The organism is Ignavibacteriales bacterium (assembly GCA_016709765.1).
Taxonomy (GTDB): domain Bacteria; phylum Bacteroidota; class Ignavibacteria; order Ignavibacteriales; family Ignavibacteriaceae; genus IGN3.
On sequence record JADJMD010000012.1, the window covers coordinates 69,651 to 92,838 of the forward strand.

The window sequence follows — 23,188 nt, forward strand, 5'->3', positions numbered from 1 at the left end:
AGGCATCCCTTTGGGAGAGTGAAGCAATCTTAAGTATAACAAAGATTGCTTCGTTTCACTCGCAATGACATTACAATTAAAATTAAAGGAATGTTTATGCAAAAATCAATCTCAAGAACAATTTCAGAATTTGCAGTTAATCTGCAGTACAAAGATTTACCACAAAATGTAATTCACGAAGTGAAAAGATATTTATATGATTCAGTTGGATGTGCCTTCGGTGGATATCACACAAAAGACGTAAGAATAATCCGAAACATCTATCATGATATGGGCGGCACAGAAGAAGCAACAGTTATAGGATTTGGAGATAAAATTCCAGCCGTTAATGCAACACTTGTAAATTCATTAATGATACGCGCTTTGGATTTTAATGACATTTACTGGAAGGAAGATCCTTCACATCCATCAGATATAATTCCTGCTGCACTTTCCGTTGCAGAAATGGTTGGTGCGTCGATGGAAGAAGTTATTACAGCGATTGTTCTTGCGTATGAATTTGAGCAAAGACTTTGCGAGTTTGCAGTCCCGGGAATTCGTGAACGCAAATGGCATCACGCAACATTAACACAATTTGTTTCTCCAATTGTTGCCGGTAAAATTCTAGGATTAACAGTTGATCAAATGGTAAACGCAATTGGAATAAGCGGAAGTCATAGTCATACCATCGGATGTCCTACAGCTGGCAAATTAACAATGATGAAAAACACGGTTGATCCAATGGCAACACAAGCTGGAGTTTTTGCTGCGCTTATGGCAAGACGTGGGTACACAGGAACTGAAGCCGTTTTTGAAGGTAAAGAAGGTTTTATGGACTGCTTCCTTGGCTTCAATGCAAAAGAAAACAAAGTTGAGCCGCAAAGTATGAAAGGTAGAGATGGAGTTTCTGAGTGGAAATGGAATATTGATAAACTTATTGGCGGACTTGGTGAGTCATATAAAATTCTTGAGTGTGGAATGAAAGCATTTCCAACTGAGGCGCTTACTCATACACACCTTTCTGCTACATTAAATGTTGTCACGAAGAATAATATCAGTTACGATCAGATTGAAACTGTTACACTTACAACTTTAGCACAAGCTTATGATATTCTTTTTGATCCACATAAGTATCGACCTGAATCAAGAGAAACAGCGGATCATTCACTTCCCTATTGTATAGCTGCAGCATTGGTTGATCATAAAGTAACAACACAATCTTTCTCAGATGAAAAATTAAAAGATCCAAGAATCTGGGAAGTAATTGACAGAATTAAAGGTGAGCCATCGGTAGAGTTTGAAAAAATGTTTCCTGCAAAACAACCGAGTAAAGTTATTGTAAGGACAAAAGATGGAAGGGAATTTTCAGAATATTTAGAATATCCTAAAGGTGATCCACGTGAGCCAATGACTATGGAAGACCTTGACAATAAATTTGAAGCACTTTCATCACAGCTACTTGTTGCTGGCAGAAGAAAAGAAATTAAAGATGCAATCTTTAGTGCAGAATTAATGACTGCAAGAGAGTTTATGAAAAAGCTCATTGTCTAATTTAAGTCATTGCGATCCCGATAAAATCGGGAGAAGCAATCTGTCAAAGTTACAGATCGCTTCTTCATTCCATTCCTCGCAATGACAATTTAAAAGGAATAATATGAAACAAAACATTAAAAAAAGTACAGCCGGAAAACGCGGCGATTCAGTTCGTTCTGATTGTTATTTTGAAATTGAGTTGAAAAACTCAGGTGGAATTAAAATTGATTTAAAGAGTAAAGTGGATGTAATGTATGGAGAATCAATAAAACAAATGATTCTTGATATGTGTAAATTCTTTGGACTGAAGGATGCAAAGATTTTGCTGGAAGATAATGGAGCACTTCCATTTGTTCTTGCTGCACGATTTGAACTAGCTGTTAAAAGATTATTTCCTGATCTTAAGAAAGAATACTTGCTTCCCTTGCACGAAAAGAATTTATATTCAACAAAAAAAGACCAGCTACGCAGAAGCAGACTTTATCTGCCAGGTAATGAACCAAAGTTTTTTGTAAATGCCGGTCTCCACTCTCCAGACGGGATTATTCTTGATCTTGAAGATAGTGTTGCTCCAACAGAAAAAGATTCGGCACAACTTCTGGTAAGAAATTCCTTGCGCTCTGTTGATTTTTATGGTGCAGAACGAATGGTTCGAATCAACCAACTTCCAAAAGGGTTGGATGACTTAAAATATATTGTGCCTAATAATGTAAATGTAATTTTACTTCCAAAATGCGAATCAGCCGAACAAATTCATCAGTTAGAAAAAGAAGTTGATAAAATCAAAAAGCAATACAAAGTAGATAATCCAATTTACTTTATGCCAATTATCGAAAGCGCACTTGGAGTAATTAAAGCTTATGAAATTGCTTCTGCTTCCGAAAAAATATGCTCACTTGCTATCGGATTAGAAGATTATACTGCAGATATCGGAACTCAACGCACAAACGAAGGACGAGAAAGTATTTTTGCGAGACAAATGCTTGTTAACGCTTCTAAAGCAGCAGGAATACAGGCAATAGATACGGTATTTTCTGATGTTGCGGATATGGAAGCATTGAGACAAAGTGTTATTGAAGCTAAGTCACTTGGATTTGAAGGCAAAGGATGCATTCATCCCAGACAAATAAAAGTTGTGCACGAAGCTTTTGCACCAACCGCTGAGGAAATTGAAAAAGCTAAAAAAATTGTCCAGGCATTTGAAGAAGCTCAGAAAAAAGGATTGGGCGTTGTTTCACTCGGGAGTAAAATGATTGATCCGCCTGTAGTTAAGCGTGCACAAAACATAATGCATCTTGCCAAACTTAATAAGTTAATTTAATTGGGAGGAATGGCTTAATGTCATTCTCATAAACTTTAAGGGAGAAGATTATGAAGATATTAATATGTTCAATTTGTTTTGTTCTTTTAAGTACACATTTATATGCTAGTGGTTTAAATTTTATAGGTTACAAAATAAATCCTGATTCAACAATTCTATCTGAAGAAAGTATTATTCATTATACAATCGCAGATTCGATTTTAAATAAATTGCCGTTTAAAAATCAAAATAATTTAAATAGAATTTTTCCCGGAGTGGTTTCGTATTTTCAAGATTTCTATATCCGAGGTGGAGAGAGTTATGAAACAGGATTTTTTATTGATGGTGTAAAGTTTAATGATTTATTTTCCGGTGGAAATTCTTTTTTTCTTAATCCAAATGTATTTGAAAAAATTGATTACTATAATGGATTTATCCCAAATGATTTTGGAAATGTATCTTCCGGTTTATTTGATTATACTTTGAGAACCGGTGGTGATAAAATTAGTTTTGAAGCCGAACATTTGAGTGACAACATAACTTTTACAAATAATCCTTTTTCTGGTAAGAAAAGATTAGGAGCATATTATTACGGACATAATGAAACCAACATAAGTATAGGTGGTCCGTTATATTTTCCTAATGTAAGATTTTTTGCAAATGTTAATTATCTTTTTCAACGGGATAAAAATCCGCAAAGATATCCTGGCGCTGATAATCTGAAATTCGATAATAGTTTAGATCCAGGGCTTCTTCCCGATTCAATCTTTATTGATCTTCCTGCCGGAATTGTTTCATTCAATTCATTTGAGAATATTAATTTTCTTTCTACACTTTTATTTGATTTTGACAATATAAAAATAAAAGCATCTGGAATTTATTTTGATGAAAATAGTTTTACCGAAAGAAATCACATCTCAGATTATCTAAACTCCAGAATTGGGTTAGTGAATAACGATGGTAGAGTATTTAATATTAAATTTGATCATAACATAAATGACGAGTTATCATATTCTTTAAGCGGGAACTATTCCTATAAAGATGATATTACAACAGACCAATATTTAGGTGATCGTTACTGGTCCTATGGAGACAGTGTTGCAAACGCTAATGCCGGAATAATATGGCATAGAAGTGAAAATGATATTAACAATGGACGTATGGGCAGGTATACCTTGCCTTCCAATAAATTTATTTTAGGTAACTATTTTATTGTTGATGGTTATCCAGGAATTGATCATCAAAAATCTTTTCAGAAGTCAATTACTTTATCAGGATCTGTAAATTATAAATTGGAAAATCACAATATTAGAATTGGTGGCGACTATACTCAAAATACAATTGGGTTGTGGCAATTACTCGGACAGGCAAGACTTGCCCGTGATCTTTATAGCGCTAGTTTGGTTCCTCCATTCATCAACTTTACTGAAAATGAATTAAAAGAATTTGTACTTATTAGCAGAGGTGTTAATAATATAGGTTATGATCTAATAGGAACGAAAAATGATAGTGCTCCTATACCTGTAAACTATTCCTTTTATATTGAGGACCACTTTGACGCATTTAATAATTTTCAATTTTATATAGGATTGAGATATGATTATTACGATTATGATTTCCAAAAAATGATTGATCCAATTGCTCCGGAGAAAACGATAGTTTTTCAATCTGGAGAATTGATTAGTTCCGGTTTGATAGATATTGAATCGCAGTCTTTTGTTTCTCCCAAAGCAGCTATAAAGTTTCAGGCAATTAATAATTTGGCTTTCACAGCAAGTTATTCGCAAAATGTTCAAAGTCATCCATATTCAAATATTTATGAAGGAATTTATTCTTTAGGACAGAAACTAAGAGCTGGAAATCAGATATTTTCTAATGTACAAGATTTAAAACCAATTGTAAATCAATCCATTGAATTAGGTATAAACTATAACCCTGTTATTAATCTTAATTTGAAAATGGTTTACTTTAATAAAACTTCAAGAAATATGCTGCGACAAGAAATACAAAAAACAGTATCCGGTTCACCATATCAATCTTATAGATATTTAAGTAATAATGGAAGCATGGACGCTAATGGAATAGACTTTTTATTAGAATATTATTTTAGAGGAATTAAAATACGTTCAGTATTAAGTATTCAAAAAGCAACAGAATTGGCAAATTATTACTCATTTATTGCTGACGGCACCGATTTCATTGATTATAGCATTAATTCCCCAAGAATAAACCAAATTAATTTTAATACTCTCTTAGTTTATGATTTTTCATCCCTTAACAATATTTCAGATATTTTCAATGAATTAAATTTCTCTTTATTATTTAATTATAATGATGGTCATTCGTTTGTTAATATTATTTACGAGTATAATGGAATGCGTGATGGAGAACGATATATTGTACAAGATTATACTCCTTCAATTTTAAATTTTAATTTAAAGATTGAAAAAAGTTTTATTATTTCGAATGATTTGAATTTAGATGTTTATCTTTATGCGGTAAATTTATTTGACAATCAAAATATTTATAATGTTTTTTCTAACACAGGAAAACCGGATGATGATGGCTTTAGCACATTATACTATTCTCAAAATTATTCTGAAGAAAAATGGGCTCAAATCACCCAATTACATCAATTACTTGTTGATTATAATCCTGGTGGAGGACAACAGACATTTTACGGTCCACCTAGACAAATTGGCTTTGGAATAAAACTTAATTATTAAACTATAAGATTTAAATATGAAACTAGTAAAAAATGCAGCAGGAAGATTCGTTCCAACAGAAGTAAACGGAGAAACTCAAATTCCTTTTAAAGGAGTTAATAAATACAAGCCTACAGGAGTGAAAGCAAAACCTCCGATTCGAACCTGTATTGATTATCCATCTGATGGAAATAAAGTTGTTAAGGATTTAAAAACTGCATTAAAAAAAGCCGGACTAAAAGATGGAATGACTATTTCAACCCATCATCATTTAAGAAATGGTGATGCTGTAACAAATATGTTGTTCGATACAGTAAAAGAAATGGGAATTAAAAATATTCGATGGTTTCCTTCAGCAAGTTTTCCTGTTCATTCACACTTAATAAAATATTTAGAAGATGGAACAATTCATCACATTGAAGGAAGTATGAACGGACCTCTTGGCAAATTTACTACAGAAGGAAAAATGAAAGGTGTCGGTGTTCTCCGTTCTCACGGAGGAAGATATCAATCATTGCAGGATGGAGAAGTACACATTGATATTGCTGTTATACTTGCTCCAACAGCAGACCCTTTTGGAAATGCAACCGGTGATCGCGGTAAATCAGCTTGTGGATTAATTGGCTTTGCTCTTGGCGATTCTGAGTATGCTGATAAAGTAATAATTGTAACTGATAATCTTATTCCCTTCCCTTGTGTTCCTTGGCAGATTCAAGGGGGTAATGTAGATTTTGTTGTTGAAGTTGAATCACTCGGCGATCCTAAAAAAATTGTAAGCGGAACTACTGAAGTAACAAAATCTCCAGATCGTTTATTGATTGCTGAATATGTTGCGGATTTTATTGAAGCCGCCGGAATTATGAAAGATGGTTTTTCACTTCAGGCTGGTGCAGGCGGAACTAATCTTGCTTTTGTCCTTTTCCTAAAAGAAAAGATGAAAGCTGCCGGTGTTAAAGCAAGATTTATGCGCGGCGGAAGTACAAAATATTTAGTTGAGATTTTGGAAGAAGGATTGACTGATTACATTCTTGATGGTCAAACTTTTGATCTTGAAGGTGTAAGAAGTATGCGTGAAAATGTAAATCACGTGAACACATCTCCATTTACCAGTTACAATTTTCACGGAAAAGGAAACTTTGCATCAATTGTTGATACTGCGGTACTTGGAGCAACCGAAGTTGATGTTAAGTTTAATGCTAACGTAGTTACGCACTCAGATGGTTATTTGTTACACGGAATCGGCGGTTGGCAGAATTGTTTGTATTCAAAATGTACAATTCTCGCTATTCCCTCTTTTAGAGATCGCATTCCTGTTATTGTGGATAGTGTTACAACTTTATGCGGACCAGGAGAATTGATTGATGTTATCATAACAGAAAGAGGAATTGCGATTAATCCATTGCGAAAAGATTTACTAGAAGCTGTTAAGAATTCAGGACTGCCAATAAAAGACATTAAGCAAATTAAAAAAGAAGTTGATGAAATTTGTGGCGGTGCTCCATCTAAACCAAAACTAAATAAAGATAAAGTCGTGGCAATAATCAAATGGGTTGATGGAACTGTTTTGGATTCTGTTTTCAAAGTGGAGTCCACCTTATAGGTGGCCTTCACTTTATTTAAGTAGATTCTATGGAGCTTGAACCAAATAAATATTATCATCTATATAACCGTTCTAATAACCAAGAGTTACTTTTTAGAAGCAGAGATAATTACATTTATTTTCTATCGAAGTACAGAAAATATGTATCACCATTTGTTAATACACTTGCTTACTGTTTAATGCCGGATCACTTTCATTTTTCTGTTTATGTAAAATCCAATGATTTAATAATAATTAAGAAAAACATCGGCTTACTTTTAAGTTCTTACACTAAAGCTGTCAACAAGTCTTTCTCAAGAATTGGTAGTCTCTTCCAGCAACATACAAAAACAAAACTAATTGCGGATGATAAAAGCCTGCTTACTGTTATTTCATATATTCATCAAAATCCTAATAGGAAATACCTTGTTAACAATTTAGAAGATTGGGAATTTTCGAGTTATCAGGATTACGTCGGCTTACGAAATGGAACCTTAGTTGATAAAACTTTTATCCAAAACAAATTTACTTCTACTGAGTCTTTCAAATTATTTTCGTTAACAACAGTTGAAAAGAATAATTTTATTTATGAATTACATTAATCGCAACTTGGAGGCCACCTTCAGTTATTTGAGGTTATCTAATTATTATGAATAGCAGAATTTCTAATATTGCTAATTTAAAATCTAAGGTGGACTCCAAGTCCATAGGTATTGCATTTGGTGCTGGCGGTGCGCGTGGGATTGCTCATCTTTTGATGATTGAAGCACTTGATGAACTCGGAGTAAAACCTTCAATTATTGCTGGTTCAAGTATTGGTGCAGTTGTGGGTGCATTTTATGCTGCTGGATTTTCAGCAAAGGAGATGAAAGAAATTCTTAATCAACTTATCAATCCTAAAAGCGATTCTGTCTTTGATTTTCTCCTCAAATCAGATATAGTTAAGCTTTTTACAATGTTTGATCCGCAGTTCATAAGGTCTGGATTTATAAAAGGTGAGAAATTTCAGAACTATATGAAAAATCATTTAAAAGTTTCCAGGTTTGAGGAATTAAAAATTCCATTAAAGATAGTTGCTACTGATTATTGGAAAAAAGAAGCTGTGATTTTTGAAAAAGGTGATTTGATTCAGCCAATAAAAGCTAGTTATTCCTTGCCAGGATTATTTACCCCGGTTAAAATTAAAAACAGAATTTTAATTGACGGAGGTGCCGTTAATCCTCTTCCATTTGATTTGATAATGGATCATTGTGATATAACAATAGCTATTGACGTTACTGCATTTAAAGCACAGAATGAAAGTGAAATTCCTCCAACATTTGATTCTGTTTTTACAACTTATCAGACTATGCAGAATTCCATAATAAAAGAAAGATTAAAATTTCTACGACCTGATATTTATATTAGACCGGAAATATTTGATGTGAGAGTTTTTGATTTTGTAAAAGCTGCACTGATCTTTAAACAAGCTGACTCAGCCAAAGAGGAATTAAAACGACAGCTGGATAAATTGCTCGTGTAGTCGATCTTCAAGATGGCCTACACTTAAAACGTTCCATAGAATAGATTGCAGTTCTAATTGGAGGCCACCTTTAACTATGCAAATTCACTCTCCAATAATCATTTTCATCTTTTTAGATTTTTAACTAAACTTTAAGGTGGACTCCAAGTCATCCTGCCCTTAATGCATTAACAATATTTAATCTTGCTGCACGAACAGATGGTAAAAATCCCCCTAATACCCCCATAGCCACAGCAAAAATTAATGATGAAATAACAATTGATGGTGAAAGTGAAAATGAGAATGCAAGTTCAGAAAAGGAATTCCAGTTTAAAGTTGAAATCGTAAAAAACTGAAGAAAAGATGCTATAAAAAGCCCAATAATTCCACCAACGACGGAAGTTAATAATGCTTCAAATAGAAATGCTGCTAATATACTTCTCCGGCTAAAACCAAGAGATCTCATAGTACCTATTTCAACAGTTCTATTTGCTACAGCAGAATACATGGTAATCATTGCTCCTATAGTTGCTCCAAAACTAAAAATAATAGTAATAAATATTCCCAGAACTCTAATAAATCCAGCAAGGTACTCTGATTGTTCTTCAAAATATTTTTGTTCAATCTTTGGTTCAAAAGCAAGTAATCTCTTATCAGTTTCAAATGATCTTTTGAACTCTTCATAATTTGCCATATCATCTAACTTCAAAGTTAAAGTAGAAACACTTGCTCCACGATTAAATGCATTTAACAACTGTTGACCATCACCCCACATTTCAGATTCAAATCCACTGCCGTCAGCTTCAAACAAACCGACTATTTCCCACTCATCACCGGCAAATTTAACTTTGCTTCCGATTTGAGCACCTTTAAATTTATTATTAATTGACTTTCCAACAATTAATTCTCTTAGAGATGGATTAAATAATCTTCCTTCAACTAATTTTATTTGATCCCTTAGTTCATAAACAGTTTGAGATACTCCTCGAACGGTAACATTACTCATTCCACCGCCTTTAATCTCCAAATTGATAATAACAACAGGTTCAGCAGAAATCATTAACTTGCCATCACTATTTTTTGCGATATGAGGAAGAGAACGAATGATATTTTGAGTATCTCCATCCATTATACTACTAATTTCTCCTTGCGAAGATTTACGAAGTACTTTAATATTATCTGCAGATCCAGTAGATACAAGAGTTTTTTCAACTCCGTATGCCATCATTAAAGCGGCAGCAAAGACAAACACAACCATTGCAATGCCAGAAACCGTTATTACTGCAGTCAGTTTTCTTGCTTTAAAATTTCTAAAAGTATATTTAAATGGAATTTTCATAAAAAACCCTTATTGTATTATCCTACAAATCTAAAACCATCAACAATTTTTGTTTTAAGTGCTCGCTGAATTGGAAAAATTGATGCAAGTACACCGATTAATATTGCTGCACTCATTGCGAGAATAGTTGTAATTGGCTCTATAAAAAAGAACGGGAAAAAACCTTTCGGAATTGCCTGTTCAAATCCTGCAACAATTGGATATGTTAGTGCGACACCAATTCCGCCTCCTATTAAAGCTATCACCATTGATTCGCCTAATATTAAACCAACAATGTGGAATGCAGAGAATCCTAAAGTTTTTAAAACAGCATATTCACGAGTTCTTTCTCTTGCTGACATTATCATTGTATTTGCCAGCACCAGCATAATAATTCCGATTATCACGAATGACATAAAATTCATAGCAGTTATAATTGCGCCAGATGCAGAAACAAATCCTTGAGTGAATGCCTTTTCAGTTTCAGTTTTGGTCTCAGCTGCAGAGTTCTTAAAGATCGCATCAATCTGATCTGATATTTCCGCAGAATTATTCGGATCTTTTATTAAAACAATATACCATCCAACCTCACCAGCTCGAACAGGAGATTCAATTTTCATTCTTTCATCAACATAAGCCCAATGAAACAACATCTGTGTACCATCAGTATTTTTATTCTGTGGTTTATAAATACCACGCACAATAAATTCCCATCTTCCGGGAAAAATATCGCCCTCCAATACCATTTGATCACCGATTTTAATATTGTATTCTTTTGCAATACTTTCTCCGATCACGCAGGAACTTCTTTCTTTTTTAAAGTTTGCAAGTTCTTCATCCGAGATTAAAAACTCTTGCATAACATCAAAAATAGTTTCAGGATCAACAGCTAATCGAGCAAAGAAATTATTTCTATCTTTATAAATACCTCCAAACCAGTTTGCATAACTCACGGTTTTAACACCCTCTACTGCTTTAATTTTATCTCTATAGGCATAAGGTAAAGGGAATAGAAATGATACAGCCTGCCGAGTAATTAAGCGATTCGCTGAAGCGGCATCAACACTGGAATCCCAAACCGTAACAACGGTTCTGAGTAATCCAAATGCAACAACAGCTATTACAATTCCTAGGATTGTTAGAGACGTTCTAAGTTTGTGTCTAAGTGCATTTTTGAAAATGAGTTTTAATATTTTCATTTTATGCTCCTACCAGATCGCCTTTTTCAAGCTGCTTTATAATTCTTGCTCGTTCTGCTGCGTGTGGATCGTGAGTTACCATAATAATTGTTTTTTGAAATTCTTTATTAAGTCTTTCCATCAAAGTAAGAATTTCCTCAGCAGATGTCCTATCAAGATCACCCGTCGGTTCATCTGCAACAATTAAAACAGGATCTGTAACAATCGCTCTCGCTATAGCAACTCTTTGTTCCTGTCCTCCTGAAAGTTGTTTTGGAGAGTGGTGCATTCTATCACCAAGTCCTACAAGAGTTAATGCTGTTTCCACCTGTTTTTTTCTTTGCCCTTTTGAAAGGTTTGTGAGTAATAAGGGTAACTCAACATTTTCAAATGCGGTTAGAACCGGAATTAAATTATAAAATTGGAAAATAAATCCAACATTGTTTGCACGCCATTTTGCAAGTGCTGACTCACCTAATGTCGAAATATTAGTTCCATCAATAATAATATTCCCGTTACTAGGTTTATCAATTCCAGCTATAAGATTTAACAAAGTTGTTTTACCTGAACCTGATGGTCCCATCAGTGCAAGAAATTCTCCTTGTTCAACAGTTATAGAAATATTATTTAACACCGGTATTTCAATACTATTTCTCCAGTAGGATTTAGAAACATTTTGAACGTTAATCAATGTTGCCATTTATTCTCCAAGTTAATTCTAATTTTATTGTCATTTCGAATCCCGAAGGGATGAAGCAATCTATTAAATAGAAAATTATCTCTGTTCGATAATTTATATTTTATTACTCAGTGATTTTTACTTCCGCGCCATTCTTAATTTTATCGTCGAGTTTGTCGATAACTTTTTGCCCGGATATCAAACCTGAAATAACCTCCACATAAGAACCTAGAGTTTGTCCGGTGATAATTTCATTTTTAACTGCTTTATTATCTAGGATAGTAAATACATACTTCTTTTCCCCATCGATTCTTACCGAAGATGATGGAATAACCAGAATTGGTTTCTGGTTTGTGATCGATGTATCAACAGGTTCTGTAAAAAATGAAACCTTTGCACTCATCTCAGGAAGTACTCTTAAATCATAATTCTTAAATCCAACTTTAACAAGAACAGTTGCTTTAGATCTATCAGCAGTTGGAACAATCTTAAAAACATAAGCAGAGTAACTTTTTTCTGGATAAGCATCTAAAATTATTTCACAATCCTGATTAACCTTTATCTTTTCAATGTTTGATTCAGAAACGTCCGCTTCAACAAGCAAAGATTTCATATCTGCAATTGTAACAACAGCGGTTTTTGATGTTGTGCTTCCGCCAAAAGGAGCAACAATTTCTCCAATTTCCGCATTTTTTGTAAGAACAGTTCCATCAAAGGGCGCTCGGATGAGTGTATTTTCTATTGCAACTTCAAATTGTTTGATTCTTGCATTGGCAATATCAATCGATGCAAGTAATCTATCATATCCAGCTTTCGCCTGATCAAAGGTCTGTTGAGAACTTAACCCTTTTTGATATAATTCTTTTTCTCGGTTAAAAGTGTTTTCCGCACTCACCAAGTCAGCAATATATAATTGAAGATTAGCTTTTGCTTCCTCAAGCTGGGGAAGAATATCTGTATTTTCTAATTTCCCGATAATTTGATTTTTAACTACTTTATCGCCTTCAACAACTCCCAGAAAAATTAATCTGCCTGTGCCTTTAGATGCTATTGCAGCCTTTCGTTGAGCAACAACATATCCACTTGCTTGAAGTGAAGCAGTAGTTTGTCCAGGTTTTTGAAGCACTGCAGTAGTAAGTTTTACTTCTACTGAGTTACCAAGTACAGAAGTAATAATAAAGTATCCAATAACAAATAAAACAATTACTCCAATTAGAATAAGAATATTTTTTTTACTCGAGTTTACTTCTGGTTTATTAGATCTATCAATTCTTAAAGAAGATAAGTCAGCGTTTTTAGTTTCCATTGAAATAGTATTATTAATGAATATGTAAAAATATGTAAACCGAAAAAGGAGCCCAAAAGTTCAGTGATAAGTGGCACATATAAAGGTTGAGCGAAATATAAAAAAAGGGAATTAAATAATTCTCTTTTTCGTTTAATTAATGATTAATTTTTATCCTCAATTTCCAACTCTAACCATGCTTCAAGTCGTTTATAAATTAATTCTTTATCAGATTTGGAAAAATTTTTAATTCTTGATCTGTGTGTTCCACTTGGCAAAACCATTTTCAAAGAATTTGTTTTACCAGACAAACAAACACCTGGGGCAGTCCAGGGATCATTACCGCCATAAATAAAAATACAATTTTTGGCTTCATTCATCGCCCACTGATCAATATCCTTTAATAACCTTGGGTCGTAGGTTGGATTAGAATTTTGGGGAATGAAAAATTCAGTCTTTCCATCAGCATATTTCAGAAAGTCTTTAAATTGTTTAATTTCATAAGCATAATAACCAAACTCAGTATAACACTGATAAAAAAAGGGATAGCTATCAATTATATCACCATCGCTAAAATAAGAAACACCGCCATTCGCTAGTAAATGATCCCAAATTTCTTCAATTGAAGAAGTTGGATCAGGAATTTCAGAACAATTATTTCTTCCCCATTGCCAAAATGCAAAAGAGTATTCTAATACAGCATATTCAAATGCCTTTTCAGATCCAACAATATTATAAGTTAGTTTTTTATCTTCACCATTTTTAATAAATACCGGATACAATTCATCGCGTTTTTCAAAACAAAGTTTTTGAAAATTGTAAATATTTTCTCGGCATTCCGGAGTTGATACAGTTTTTATCCATTCATACACACGCTGATCTTCCGTTGAAGTATTTAATGGTGCTACATATGGAACTGAAACATCTGCGTCATCCGGGTAAAAATATCTGTGGAAGATAGCACAAGAACCGCCTTTACTAATACCTGTAGTTATCCACTTCCCTGGGTAATATTCTTTAAATAATTCAATAATTCTGTGATGATCATCAGCGGCCTGTTTAATCGTTAAATATTTCCAATCAAAAGGGGAAGGAACAGATTCACCAAAATATCTATGCTCAACCATAATTTGGTTACAATTTAATATTCTACTTAGCTCAGTTGTGCGATTATTGACTGCATATCCATCGAGTTCAATTACCATAGGTCTTTCTTTATTAACGTGTGATAAAAAAAGCTGTTCTTTTAATTTGGGTCCATTTGGGTTATTATGATCTATGGGTTGAGTAATAAATATTTCATAAGCTTCAGTAAAAATATTATCAGCTTTGATTGGAGTTACTTCAATATCGGGTAAAGATTTTAGCCATAAATAAAGATCAGTTTCCTGTGTGTTGTCTAATTGTGAAATTGAGTTTGTCGTTGAAATAAAAAATAACAGCAATATGGCTAATAATTTTTGTTTCATATATGTTTCCATAATTTAATAACGTTTTAAAAGTTTGAATGTTCGGTTCGATGAATAATTTCTTCCTGTAAATCTATTCCAAGATTCACAAAATAATCACTGTAACCAGCAACCCGTACAATAAGATCACGATAATTTTCCGGTTCTTTCTGGGCTTTTCGGAGTATATCAGCGTTTACAACATTGAATTGAATGTGATGACCATCCATTTTAAAATATGAACGAATTAAATGTAAGACACTTTCTATTCCTGTTTCGTCTTCTAAAATCTGAGGTGTGAATTTTTGATTCAGTAATGTACCTCCGGTTCTTAAGTGATCGATCTTTGCAGCAGATTTTAGAACAGCAGTGGGCCCATTTCTATCAGCTCCTTGCACTGGAGAAATTCCTTCCGAAACCGGTTTCATTGCAAGCCTTCCATCTGGTGTTGCCCCGATTACACTTCCGAAATAAACATGACAAGTTGTTGGAAGAAGATTAATTCTATAATGCCCACCTTTTGTATTGGGTCTTCCATCAATAGCATTAAAATAAATTTCAAAAACTTCTTTAAGAATTTCATCAGCATAATGATCATCATTTCCATACTTAGGAGTTTCATCCCAAATAGCTTTTCTGATTTTATCAAATCCCTTAAAATTATATTTCATTGCCTCTAAAAGTTCATTTAGAGTGAATTTCTTTTGATCATAAACATTATATTTTATTGAGGAAAGCGAATCGGTTATCGTCCCCATCCCAACACCTTGAATGTAAGAAGTATTATAACGTGCTCCTCCTTCATTGTAATCCCTACCATTTAAGATACAATCATCAACTAAAACCGATAAAAATGGTGCTGGAAGATATTGAGCCCAAAGTCTTTCAATTATTAAATTCCCTTTTATTTTGATGTTAACAAAGTGCATTAATTGTTTTTTAAATACATCTATTAAATCATTATAATTATTAAAGTTAGTTGAATTATCTGAGATAATACCAATTGTTTTGCCAGTTCGGATGTCTAGCCCATTGTTAAGACTAATTTCTAATACTTTTGGAATATTAAAATATCCGGTGAGGATATAACTTTCTTTACCAAAAGCACCGGTTTCCACACAACCACTTGCTCCGCCATTTCTTGCATCAACAAGTGATTTACCAACACGAAGCATTTCCTGAATTAAAGCCTCGGTATTAAAAATTGAAGGCTGACCAAATCCAGTTTTTGTGATATTTAAAGTTCTTCTTAAAAATTGATCCGGGTTTTTCTTACTCACTTGTACCATAGAACTCGGTTGCAGCAGACGCATCTCTTCAATTACATCAAGAATAAGATAAGTTAACTCATTCACACCATCCTCGCCATAAGGTGTAACCCCGCCAAGATTTATTAAACAGAAATCTGTGTAAGTATTACTTTCTTGTGCTGTAACTCCAACCTTTGGTGGAGCTGGCTGATTATGAAATTTTATCCAGAAAGATTCAAGTAGTTCTTTAGCCTGATCTTTATTTAGTAAACCACTTTCAATATCTCTTTTATAAAATGGGTATAAATGTTGATCAATTCTACCAGGATTAAATGAATCCCACGTATTTAATTCGCTTATTACGCCAATGTGAACAAACCAATAGTATTGCAACGCTTCCCAGAAAGTATTTGGAGCATTTTCTGGAACACGGTTACAAATACCTGAAAGTGTTTCAAGCTCATTTTTTCTTTCAAAATCTTTTTCTTTAACAGCTAAATCAATTAAATAATTAGAATATCTTTTTGCAAACATTATTAAAGCATCAACAGCAATCTTCATCGCATTTAATTCTTCACGCTTTTCCAAAGCAGACTTATCATTGTAAAAATCCAATCCAGAAAGACTTTCGTTGATATCTTTTCGAAAATCCTTAAATCCTTTCTTATAAATCTTATCATCAAGTACTGTGTGTCCAGGAGCTCGTTGTTCCATAAATTCGGTAAAGATTCCAGCCTCATAAGCATCTTTCCAATCCTGATCTAATTCACCGAAAATTCTATCACGCAAAGATCGCCCCATCCAAAATGGAATGATTTCGCTTTCCTGAAAACGCTTTGTTTCATCATCAACCTTAAAAGATATTTTTTCCCGTGTATCCAAAATTTCAAAGTCTTGTATTGAATGAGTACAAATTTCAGGATAAGTTGAAGTAGCTGCAGGTCGAGGTCCCCTTTCACCAACTATTAGTTCCCCATCATTTATGCAGAGTGCTTTGTTTTCCAATAAATATTTAAAAGCTAATGCTCTTGCTAAGGGTATAGAAACTCTTTCTGCTTTTCCACTCTTATAAAATTCAGTAATTAGTCTTGCTCTTTCAAGATCAATCGATGGAATTGCATTAAGAGTTTGTTCACGAAGTTTTTTTATTCTTTCGTACATTTTTACCCTTTCAAAGATACTTTTACATCAAGCGTATCAAATAATGATTTTATTTCTTGCAGTTTTTCATTGCTTTGGGTTTGGAGTTCGCCAAGCTTTGAAAGTGTATTGAATCGTTTATATTTTGATTCTGAAATTTTATTATACGGCAATAAATCAATTTGCCTGATATTTTTTAACGTTGCTAAAAAAGAGACTGTGTCATCCAAATTTTTTATTGTGTCCGTAATACCTGGAATCAATGGGATTCTTATTACTACTTTATTTCCTAGTTCTGTGAGATGTTTTAGATTATAAAGAATTAATTCATTTGAAACATCAGTAAATTTTATATGGTCATTCTCATTAACTAGTTTAATATCGTATAAAAAAATATCAGTATCCATATAGATTTTTTTAAAAGACTCAAATGGTGCATAACCTGAAGTATCAATTGCAGTTTTTAATCCAAGTGATTTACATTCTTTTAAACATTCACTAACAAATTTATGCTGTATTAGAGGTTCACCACCGGAAAACGTAACCCCTCCGGAAGACTGGTCATAAAATACTCGGTCTCTAACCAATTCATCAATTAATTCGTCAACCGAGTATTGCTTCCCGAAAATAGTATCTTCTAGACATTCTTTGTTAAAAGTTGAAGAAATTGATTTAACTTGGTAGGATTCTGAAAACTCACGAATACTTTCAGGATTTTGACACCACCAGCACCTTAAAGAACATCCTTTTAGAAATACTGTTGTTCTAATTCCAGGCCCATCATGAAGTGCAAATCTTTTAATATCAAATACAAGACCGTTCAAATTTTTTCTTTCAAAACGATTTATTTAATATGTTAAAATTTCAAAAAAAGGTATGAACTACAATCTTTTTCCAAAAATAATTTTGATGATTTAGTGAACCTTAAATTTATTGAATCCACCGCCAAATGATGTTATCCAAAGATCACCATTTAAATCTAAACAACAACTCGTTATTGCATCAGAAGAAATAAGAGAATTTGATTTTTTATAAGATATTGTGCTACCATCCTGTTTTACTAGTACCAGCCCTTCATTTGTTGAAATCCATTTTCGATTATTTTTGTCAATAAAAACATCATTCAAAATATTAGTGGATGACCCATAATAACTATTTGTAAATGATGTTCCATTAAAAATTGAAACACCATTACGACTGCCCAAAACATTTTGATGACAGCTCCATACACTTCCCGTTTGATCAATATCGATTGCCGATACAATATTAGTAGGGTATAAATAGACTGAATCTGGATAATAAGTTAAAACTCCACTATTAAATTTTATTATGCCGCTATTTGTGGCCAGCCAAATAGAATTATCAGAAGCAACTTTCAAATCATTTGTCCATAAATTATAATCGGCATCGTTATAACGAGTCCAGTTGATTCCATCAAACTTATATAACCCTGTTGAAACACCAATCCAGGTATTGCCAATGTCATCAAAATCAATTGAAAGAATATCGTTAGAGGAAAGCCCGGAATTATTTTTATCATAATTCGTCCAACTAACTCCGTTAAATATTCCTATTCCGTTATTAGTGCCGATCCAAATATTATTATTGTTATCTACTTTAATAACATTTATTCGGTTAGATGGAATATTTGAGTTGGTGATATTATATGTTATAAAATTAAATCCATCAAACTTTTGTAATCCTTTATCTATTGATCCAATCCACTTATAATTATTATGGTCAATAGCTAAAGATTTTAGATTATTTGAGACAATCCCGGAATTAAATACCTGAAAATCCACCCACTCAGATGTATCCTGTAAAACATTCGAGTATAAATTTATTTTTCCACTTTCAACAATTGAATTAAATGTTACAGATCGATGCTCGGGATATGAAAGCGTAATGGTATATTCTCCAGGCAGTAAGTGTTCAATTGTATCGGGAGTTGTTGATATAAGTAAGGAATCAAAAATCTTAATTGAAGCGCCAGCGGGAATTGTAAACAAATTTAATTTACCAAACATACTCGGATTATTCATATAATCAATAAAAAGATTTTTTCCTTCATCCTCAAGAAGTTGCAACGTAAACAGAGAGTCCTTATAGTATTTCTTTTTAAGAGTTACATCGTAAGTTCCAGCATCCAAAAAAGTAAGACTATCTGGAGTTATGGATCCTGTGTTTTTGCCATTGATAAAAATTGTAAATCCTTGCGGGTTTGAATCGAATATTAGTTTTCCCTTTTGTGGTTCTGGTTCAACTGGACTTGTAGATAATTGTTTATCACAACTTGAAGTAAATATGGCTAGAATAGGAATAAGAAAAAATAATTTTCTAATCCCGGCAATAGTTATAATTGGTTTATAAATCATATAAATAATTGAAGTTGAAACTTCTTATATAAGTTTCTAAAATCTTTAGTCTTGTAAATTTTTTATTTACCTGCGATCCAAATATTCCAAGGCCACCAGAAATATTGGAATAATCGCCTTCATCAAACCGAATAGAAAGATTATTTGTATTTGTATTTGAAACTGAAATGTAACGTGAAATTTCCGCATCAAAAGTAATAACCTCAAAATCAAGGATCTGATGAATTGTTACACTTGATGGATTTTCAAGAGAAGAAGAATAATCTGTTAAAAATTTGTTAATTGCATCCAATTGATAAGAGATAGAAAGATTTTTTGATGCTTTTGGATAAACAGGTTGCAGGAAGCCATCGATGGTTTCATATTTTATGGGTAATTCTTTATAAAATATTTCTTTAACACCATTATTTAGTCTCTCACATTTAACTCTTAATCGAGGTAGATAAAAAAACTGCAAAGAAGTTGATGACCAGAAAACTTGAACAATGCTCTTCCCGATTGGCGGAACTAAGACTTCGCTTGTATTTTTAAATAAAATTTCTTCTGGGGTTTTACTAAATGCTTTTAATCTTTTACCTGATTTTAATAAAACCTCTAGCTCAATATCTTTTGAATAATCTATCCTAAATCTATCTGAAAAATAATATTTTAATGTATCCTGATTATCAAAAGATATAAGACTTGTATCCTTAAATCTATAAACAGAATCATGATACCAAACTCTTACATCGGCACCATCTTCAAATAAATATTTTGGTGTTGATCCTACGTCTGAACCATTTGGGTAATTATTTGTTACAGATACTAATTGCAAAGTTGTATCTGATCTTAAAATACACGCAACCCCATAGTTCTGTTTGAAATCAGTAAACGGATTGAACGATTCTTCACAAGATATAAAGTAAAAAGACATCAGAACAAATATTAAATAATATCTTTTACTCATATCTCCACCTTTACAGTAGCTGTAAAAAGAAATGGAAGCATGTTCACTCTTCTGCCGGTATCACGTTCGTAATAAAAAATGTTCTCTCTGTTATATGCATTAATAACATTCAAACTTAGACTAAAAACCGATGGACCAATTATAATTTTTTTAGATAGTCCAAGATCAAGTCGATGATATGCAGGCAGCCTTCCCATATTTTTATCAGCTAAGATTAGATATGGGAGGTAGTTTGTATTGTTTGATGTAATCTCAAAAGGATTTTCTATTTTGTATTTATCGTAATAAGAAATCAATTGAGTGAAAGGTAATCCGGAAGAGATTGACCAGACTGCACTAAAATTCCACGAGTTATCAAGATTATATTCTAATAAAATATTTCCAGTATGCCTTGTATCATACTTTGGATAGTAAACATAATCGTTTACAGTTTTATAAACCCAGCTTAATGAATATGCTGTAGAGATAGAGTAAACTTCGTTATGAATATAAAATCCAAGTTCCCAACCGTAAGATTCCAAGCTTCCGGAAATCAGATCAGGATCATAAGAAAATATTTTATCTTGATTAATTACAGGAATGTCTCTGTTTTTTCTATAGTATCCTTCAATCTGCAAACTTGATTCTTTAGTATACTCATATTCGATTCCGCCTGAAATACTTAAACCTTGGGCTGGGTTTAAATAATCTGGAATGATAATCCAAGGATCAAAAATGGAAATGATTTCATCTTCATCTGAAACAGCAGCAACTTCTTGCAAATAAATTCCGGCTGATCCTTTTAATATAAGTTGTTCAAAAGGTCTGTAAGTAAAACTTGTTCTTGGTTCAAAAAATCCAGCTGAATTTCCATTTAATCCAGTAACATTTATTCGGGAGCCAATATCCCATCCAAAGAGTTTATATCTTAATAATTTATATTTTGCATAAGCGCTTATATTGCCGGCAAATCTACTAAGTTGAGATTCAATTCCGGTTTTATTTTCTAGTAGAAGCTGCGTATCAAGCATTTTTATCATCACGCCTAAATCAATTTCATCTTTGGAATCAAGTACTGCATTAAGATCAAATGTAACTGATATATCTTTTACATCATTGTTTAGTGGTTTTAAGTTACTGCCGTTTGGAATAATTTTCCCCTCAAAATTACTCATTGAGATTCCGAGCCTCGAAAAGAATGGTGCATCATAAATCTGCAACCATTCAAAATCTAATAGAAAGTTTTTCCATTTATATTGTTCTCGCGAAGGATCCGAATACTTGATATTATCATTACTTAAAAATGTGAATAAAGAAAATTTTGCATTGTTAAATACCTTAGGACTGGAATAATTTAACTTTGCAGAAATATCATAAAAATCTATGGGTAACGATTCATTATTAAGAAACTTTTTTAAAATTTTATCTGAATGACTAAATCTACTTGTTACTAGAAAAGAACCATTTGGAATTGGACCTTCAGCTAATAGTTTACCGGTTAAAAAACTTAAACTTCCACTTGCACTAAATCTATTTTTGTTTCCATTTTTTGTCAGCACATTTAGAATGGATGATAATCGACCGGAAAATTCTGAAGAGAATCCACCTTTAAAGAATTCAATAGAATTAATCATATCAGGATCAATCGAGCTGAATAATCCAAGGGAATGAAAAGGAGCATAAAGAGTAACACCATTTAACAAAACTAGATTTTGATCTCCGCTACCACCCCGCACATAGTACCTGCCTGAAATATCACCAGTTGAACTAACCCCGGGCAAGTATTGTAAACTTCTTACAACATCAGTTTCAATACCTTTGGGAAGATTCTCTAATTGTTTGATGGAAATTTTTTCTAATCCGAGATCCGTAACATTTTTTTCTACAATCCTCTCACCAATTTTCTCAATAGGATTTAATTCCAGACTTATTGGCTGTAAACTAATAGTTGTATCTTTTATTAGATCAGGAAATACTTTAAACCGAATAGTTTTTGATTTGAAACCAACGTAAGATACTATGGCTTCAAACTCTTTGTTAGCGGGAATGCTGTTAATTAAAAACATACCTCGCTTATTGGTGGAAGCACCTGTATTTAGATCATTTATAAAAACATTGCAATAAACAAGAACCTCCCCATTAGTGGAGTCAATTACAACGCCTCTAAGTTTACCAAATTGCTGAGCATAAGTTTTTTGTATATCGATTGAATTTAAGAGTAATATTGCTAAAAAAAAGGATGCATACCTGAACAGCATTTTTTGAATCAAAACCTTAATAAATGTTGCGCAAATATAGAACACTTAGGGCGAAAATAATACTCAAAAAAAAGATTGTTGAAAATTAGATCAATGGTTATCGAACAGTGTATTGTACTATAATTATTTTAAAGCTAGATTTGATTTAACCAATATATGAATATTTACAAATTAAATAGATTTAGATTCAGCAGGAACAACTTTCTGCAAAAATTTATTAGAGTATTATTAATCTTTTCACTTTTATATCTAAGCACCGCTGAGATATTCGCTTCCAATGAACTGATATTAAATAATTGTAAAAATGACTATATACTTTCAACTACTCAAAATTATTTTGAAATTAATCTTAACGAGGCAACCAGCGAACGAAGTTAATTGATCAATACCAATTTAGTATTGATAAGAGTGCTATAACCACCGATCATTGTTTTTCTTTATACACAGAATATTTTGTTAACTTTCGCACTTATTCTGTGCATTTATTCTATCTTACTTACATTTCTAATTATTCTCTCAGAGCGCCTCCTTCAAATTATTTCTTACCTATTCTTTGTTAGGATAGATACTAAAACTAACTAGCAGAAAATTATACTTTAAACTTTAACCATCAGGTGTGCTATGAATATAGGCGGCTGGATATTTTTAACAGTTGGATGGGGAATAATAATTTGGTTAACCTCATTTTGTTTTTACAAAGTGTTGAAGTCAATAAAAAAATAAATCTATAAAGGA

The 23,188-nt window shown here is 32.7% G+C and carries 16 protein-coding genes; 6 read left to right on the plus strand and 10 right to left on the minus strand.

What is annotated here, in order from left to right:
* Positions 1-96: 96 nt before the first annotated feature.
* The 6 genes from IPJ23_06310 to IPJ23_06335 all read left to right on the plus strand — a co-directional run bounded on the left by IPJ23_06310 (position 97) and on the right by IPJ23_06335 (position 8,618).
* Positions 97-1,530, plus strand: coding sequence for an MmgE/PrpD family protein (locus IPJ23_06310; protein ID MBK7630294.1), 1,434 nt, complete (start codon positions 97-99; stop codon positions 1,528-1,530).
* Positions 1,531-1,633: 103 nt separating this feature from the next.
* On the plus strand, positions 1,634-2,833 hold the full coding sequence (locus IPJ23_06315) for an HpcH/HpaI aldolase/citrate lyase family protein (protein MBK7630295.1): 1,200 nt from the start codon (positions 1,634-1,636) through the stop codon (positions 2,831-2,833).
* Positions 2,834-2,883: 50 nt separating this feature from the next.
* A complete protein-coding gene (locus tag IPJ23_06320; protein ID MBK7630296.1) occupies positions 2,884-5,538 on the plus strand; it encodes a TonB-dependent receptor in 2,655 nt (884 codons plus the stop codon).
* 16 nt (positions 5,539-5,554) lie between these two features.
* Positions 5,555-7,117 carry a citrate lyase subunit alpha gene (locus tag IPJ23_06325; GenBank protein ID MBK7630297.1) on the plus strand — a complete coding sequence of 521 codons (1,563 nt, stop codon included), beginning with the start codon at positions 5,555-5,557 and terminating at the stop codon, positions 7,115-7,117.
* A gap of 29 nt (positions 7,118-7,146) precedes the next feature.
* Positions 7,147-7,698 (plus strand): transposase, encoded by a 552-nt coding sequence (locus tag IPJ23_06330; protein ID MBK7630298.1) that lies wholly within the window; start codon positions 7,147-7,149, stop codon positions 7,696-7,698.
* 47 nt (positions 7,699-7,745) lie between these two features.
* Entirely contained in the window at positions 7,746-8,618 is an 873-nt protein-coding gene (locus tag IPJ23_06335) for a patatin-like phospholipase family protein (protein MBK7630299.1), read from the plus strand.
* 148 nt (positions 8,619-8,766) lie between these two features.
* Here IPJ23_06335 and IPJ23_06340 read toward each other — a convergent pair whose 3' ends face one another.
* The 10 genes from IPJ23_06340 to IPJ23_06385 all read right to left on the minus strand — a co-directional run bounded on the left by IPJ23_06340 (position 8,767) and on the right by IPJ23_06385 (position 22,453).
* Positions 8,767-9,936: an ABC transporter permease gene (locus IPJ23_06340; protein ID MBK7630300.1), complete on the minus strand. Its 1,170-nt coding sequence runs from the start codon at positions 9,934-9,936 to the stop codon at positions 8,767-8,769.
* Between the two features lie 17 nt (positions 9,937-9,953).
* Positions 9,954-11,114, minus strand: a complete 1,161-nt coding sequence (locus tag IPJ23_06345; protein ID MBK7630301.1) for an ABC transporter permease — start codon at positions 11,112-11,114, stop codon at positions 9,954-9,956.
* A 1-nt stretch (position 11,115) separates the two neighbouring features.
* Positions 11,116-11,793: an ABC transporter ATP-binding protein gene (locus IPJ23_06350; protein ID MBK7630302.1), complete on the minus strand. Its 678-nt coding sequence runs from the start codon at positions 11,791-11,793 to the stop codon at positions 11,116-11,118.
* A gap of 103 nt (positions 11,794-11,896) precedes the next feature.
* Positions 11,897-13,078, minus strand: coding sequence for an efflux RND transporter periplasmic adaptor subunit (locus tag IPJ23_06355; protein ID MBK7630303.1), 1,182 nt, complete (start codon positions 13,076-13,078; stop codon positions 11,897-11,899).
* A 143-nt stretch (positions 13,079-13,221) separates the two neighbouring features.
* A complete protein-coding gene (locus IPJ23_06360; GenBank protein MBK7630304.1) occupies positions 13,222-14,526 on the minus strand; it encodes a peptidase in 1,305 nt (434 codons plus the stop codon).
* 26 nt (positions 14,527-14,552) lie between these two features.
* Positions 14,553-16,916 (minus strand): glycyl radical protein, encoded by a 2,364-nt coding sequence (locus IPJ23_06365; GenBank protein MBK7630305.1) that lies wholly within the window; start codon positions 16,914-16,916, stop codon positions 14,553-14,555.
* 2 nt (positions 16,917-16,918) lie between these two features.
* Positions 16,919-17,719, minus strand: a complete 801-nt coding sequence (locus tag IPJ23_06370; GenBank protein ID MBK7630306.1) for a glycyl-radical enzyme activating protein — start codon at positions 17,717-17,719, stop codon at positions 16,919-16,921.
* Between the two features lie 90 nt (positions 17,720-17,809).
* Positions 17,810-19,270: a PEGA domain-containing protein gene (locus tag IPJ23_06375; protein ID MBK7630307.1), complete on the minus strand. Its 1,461-nt coding sequence runs from the start codon at positions 19,268-19,270 to the stop codon at positions 17,810-17,812.
* Positions 19,260-20,216: a DUF4249 family protein gene (locus tag IPJ23_06380; protein MBK7630308.1), complete on the minus strand. Its 957-nt coding sequence runs from the start codon at positions 20,214-20,216 to the stop codon at positions 19,260-19,262. The genes IPJ23_06375 and IPJ23_06380 overlap by 11 nt, the downstream gene beginning before the upstream one ends.
* A complete protein-coding gene (locus IPJ23_06385; protein MBK7630309.1) occupies positions 20,213-22,453 on the minus strand; it encodes a TonB-dependent receptor in 2,241 nt (746 codons plus the stop codon). Before IPJ23_06385 ends, IPJ23_06380 begins: the two co-directional genes overlap by 4 nt.
* Positions 22,454-23,188 lie beyond the last annotated feature (735 nt).